Source organism: Sphingomonas sp. GC_Shp_6 (genome assembly GCF_026540835.1).
Taxonomy (GTDB): Bacteria; Pseudomonadota; Alphaproteobacteria; order Sphingomonadales; family Sphingomonadaceae; genus Sphingomonas.
On the sequence record NZ_JALNUO010000038.1, the window covers coordinates 1 to 3,363 of the forward strand.

Annotated in this window: 3 protein-coding genes; 2 read left to right on the forward strand and 1 reads right to left on the reverse strand. The window is 53.8% G+C overall.

The window, feature by feature from the left end; all coding sequences use genetic code 11:
• Positions 1–725: 725 nt before the first annotated feature.
• Complete coding sequence (locus OXQ95_RS18535; RefSeq protein ID WP_267383093.1) at positions 726–1,394, reverse strand: GIY-YIG nuclease family protein; 669 nt, start codon at positions 1,392–1,394, stop codon at positions 726–728.
• 144 nt (positions 1,395–1,538) lie between these two features.
• On the opposite strand from OXQ95_RS18535, the gene OXQ95_RS18540 reads away from it, so the two are divergent.
• Positions 1,539–2,114, forward strand: coding sequence for a hypothetical protein (locus OXQ95_RS18540; protein ID WP_267383095.1), 576 nt, complete (start codon positions 1,539–1,541; stop codon positions 2,112–2,114).
• Between the two features lie 846 nt (positions 2,115–2,960).
• Positions 2,961–3,363, forward strand: a 403-nt coding sequence (locus OXQ95_RS18545) for a hypothetical protein (RefSeq protein ID WP_267383098.1), incomplete at its 3' end; no start/stop codon positions are given.

Here is a 3,363-nt window from a genome sequence, read left to right on the forward strand (position 1 = left end):
ACATAACTCTACCTCCGCTAGGGTGATCCTGTTAAAGCATTGTAAGCTTATAAGAGGATATTACGCGGAGTCTTGAACCCGAAATACTTTTGACGTAATCTCAATATACCTCATATGCCGGTGTTCTAAGCCCTTGAAAGACGAAGAGGGAGGCCAGTCCCGGTGATCCCTATTGTGCTCAATAGGAAGCTGTTATCAGCCCTGTAGTGTATGAGTTTTCCCGTTGAGCTATTCCTACTCGCAGGGGGGTCGGAGTCTGCCCGAAGGCTTATAGTTCCCCAAGGATTACAACCTGTCATCGCTACAGGCATACGATGTACGACGGCATCATAGCAGGTCTGCCGCCATCACCCTGTCGGGCTTGGCAAGCTAGGCGTCTGTCTATGAAGCTGGCGCGGTCGGTTTAGCTCGACCGGAAGCATTTGGCTTGAACGAGTTTAGAGACGTGCCAGCCAAGGTAAGCTTCGTCTGTATTCAAGCATTGTATCAGATCGATCGCTCGTTGGCAAGATCGGGTGCAGCAAGCGTGAGGGCCAGAAAACCTTGAGCGATTTGTGTTCCAGCAGCCCTATAGACGGCAAATCATTATACTATCCTAGCACTATGACCGCTATTTTTGTAAATTTACGTTTATACCTTAACTTAGATAAACATCTATTAAGTTTAGAAGAGCATAAGAAAGATATGTTTCATTAAACAACTCTAAACCCCATGGGCCAAAAGACTTATTCAATATCTAACAGCGGGTATGTAGCGTCATATAGTACGTTGACTGTCGTGCCATCGAAGGCCCAGTGTTTACCGGGCTGCACCGCGTAGTCAGCGTTGGAAACTATTTGCTGCGCGCGGGTGAGAGATACAACCTCGCCGCGTAAGCTAACTTTCTTCGACTCTACGACCACGACGGCTTCACCTGTTGCAACGTGAATGAGGGTCGAGCCGATGGGTATGCCCATTTCTTCGAAGTTTAATGGCGGTCGTCGTTTGCGTTCATAGCTTCGCACCGCAGCCATCGTTCCCGGCTGCTCCTGCTCGATGACGCGTTCTGACGCACGTTCAGACTGGGGTGTAAGGTCGTCACCGGGAAAAGCGTTGATGATTGCCAAAGCCCGATACGGTTCGATGCCGAAGAATTCTCTCGACGGGTTAACGCGGTCGGGCCCGAAGGCGACATGCAGCGCGCGTTCAACTGCCGCTGCATCATGTACGGTACGTGCTACAGCAACCTTGAAAGGTAGGGGGACACCGGTCGCCCTGCTAAGCTCCGCTACCCGTCGTTCAACACCCTCCCCGGAAGTACGCCCTATCTTAATCATGTTGGGCATGGCGTCGTTAGTGAGCACGTACACGATCCCGCCGTTGTCCGTTAAACTTGGCACGCGCACACCCTTCATCCCGTCGCCGCTAGGCGTAACGCTAACGACGGCGAGGTCAACGGCTAGTAAGGTGCGGAAGTAGACTCATCATTGTATTATGACCTTGCCCACTTTGACGTTTTTGGCGTTTGCCTACTATAACACCGTTCAAGGGGAGCGCTGATGGTCAAGTTTTTCGGTGTCATCGTGGCGGTATGCGCGATCTGGTATCCGACGTTGGCAAGCGCTTCGTGCCCCACTCCCGAGGATGGCACAGGCAAAGCGCGCGTTCTTAGCCCGACCGTGAACGAGGACATCGATTTAACGCTTTCCATGAGCATGATGCCGAAGCTAATGCACTTGGACTATAAGGGCGTCAGTTCATCCACACTTCCTTGCACGCTAAGCAAGTTCAAGGCAGGTGAACAAGACTATACTTTACAGGCCACCGAAAGTGAACGCGGTACTGGTCGTCGCGCCATGTCCGACGCAAAGGGCAAGCCAATTGCGGAGATCGTACCTGTAACCAATATCATTGCAGCTATGGAGGCTTCCAAGCAGGGTAAAAGCGCAGGTGTGTCAGGTTACATGCTAATCACTCTTGATAAGCATACAATCACAGGGTGGCGTTTCTATACAGGTTTGCCGAACCAGGAAGTTCTTGTTGCAGATATAACCGCCGCGCTAACCTCCGGTCTTCCTCGTCTATTTGCAATCGACAACGCCACCGGGAAAAGCTCTATTTTTGTTCATCCATGATCGGTGAACGTCGAATATAGGTATTGTGGTTCTTCATAATGCCTTTGAAGCCGATTTAAGGCATCCTACAGCGCTGATTACTCTGCGAGCGCTCCTACCTACCTTTGCAGGGCAATGGCGCTGTAGGGGGCTAAAAACCCCTTAGCTACATTATCGCAGTGATCGATAAAGAACGTGCTTTGCGAAGCTTGCAGATCGGTCCCGGCTAACCCCCTCAATAATGGCCATTGCGGACGGGGGCCAAGATGCGCTGGCCGTGCGCAGTTACCGCCGCTTCCAGCAAACGGTCTGCCGTTTCGATCGCGGCGTTCGGAGTCATCGCCAATGCGGTGCATCCCGGTCCGTCAACATGAACCTCGCCATGGTGGGCAACGACCGTCGAGGGTGCGTCGTGAGCTACCTTGGACATGCGCGAACTCCAATACGAGGGATCGGTAAGCGCATAGCCGGATCGTTGGATCCATTAAGGCGTGGAGGGCGGCGGGCGTCGATGCCGATGGTTTTATACCCATGGCAGCTAACGCCCACGAGCGGACCTAATCGCCGCTCATCTTTAGCCCGGAATCGGGGTGCGCATTCACCCAGTGAACAACGCAGGTGGCAGCACGACTGCCCACACGAGACAAGTTGAAATGGCGACCGACTGTGATGTTCTCTTGGACAGTGGCACCGGGGAAACGCTGATACGCGGTATACCCGCAAGCCTTCGCAGCAGCCTCGAAGGCAGGATAACTCGCCTCATTGCCCTCCACGATGAGCGAGAAGGATGAGCGCTGAAAGCTGCCCGTCGCGCACGACGTAAGCGCCACGGCCAGAACGGCCCAGATTATTGGCGGCATCCGCCCAATGCTCTCGATCATCGTCGTTGCGGCGTATCAAATGGTGCTGGGCGACGCGAGCACCAACGGCAGCTTTCCACCCACGTCGCGACATTCGCGACCGGCAAAGCGGAAGCCGATAGCCGCCGGTCCGCAAACGCCCAGAAACGGACGTTCGTGGCAATTCAAGCGCTTCTTGATTGCGGACGTTCTCCAAAAGCGGCAGCCTCGTTGTGTGACTTGGAAACGACTTGCTCTCGCCTTGCTGCTGGGGACAATCGCTCTCCCACTTGGCTTCGTTGCCAGTGAGGCGGCGTTGACCCGGTGGTACCTTCAAACCGAAACCCATGGTGATGGACAAGTTGGCCTATCCATCTTCTTTGGAAGCCTGTTTAATGCTCTGATCTGCGGGGCAGTGGTGTTCGTAGCCG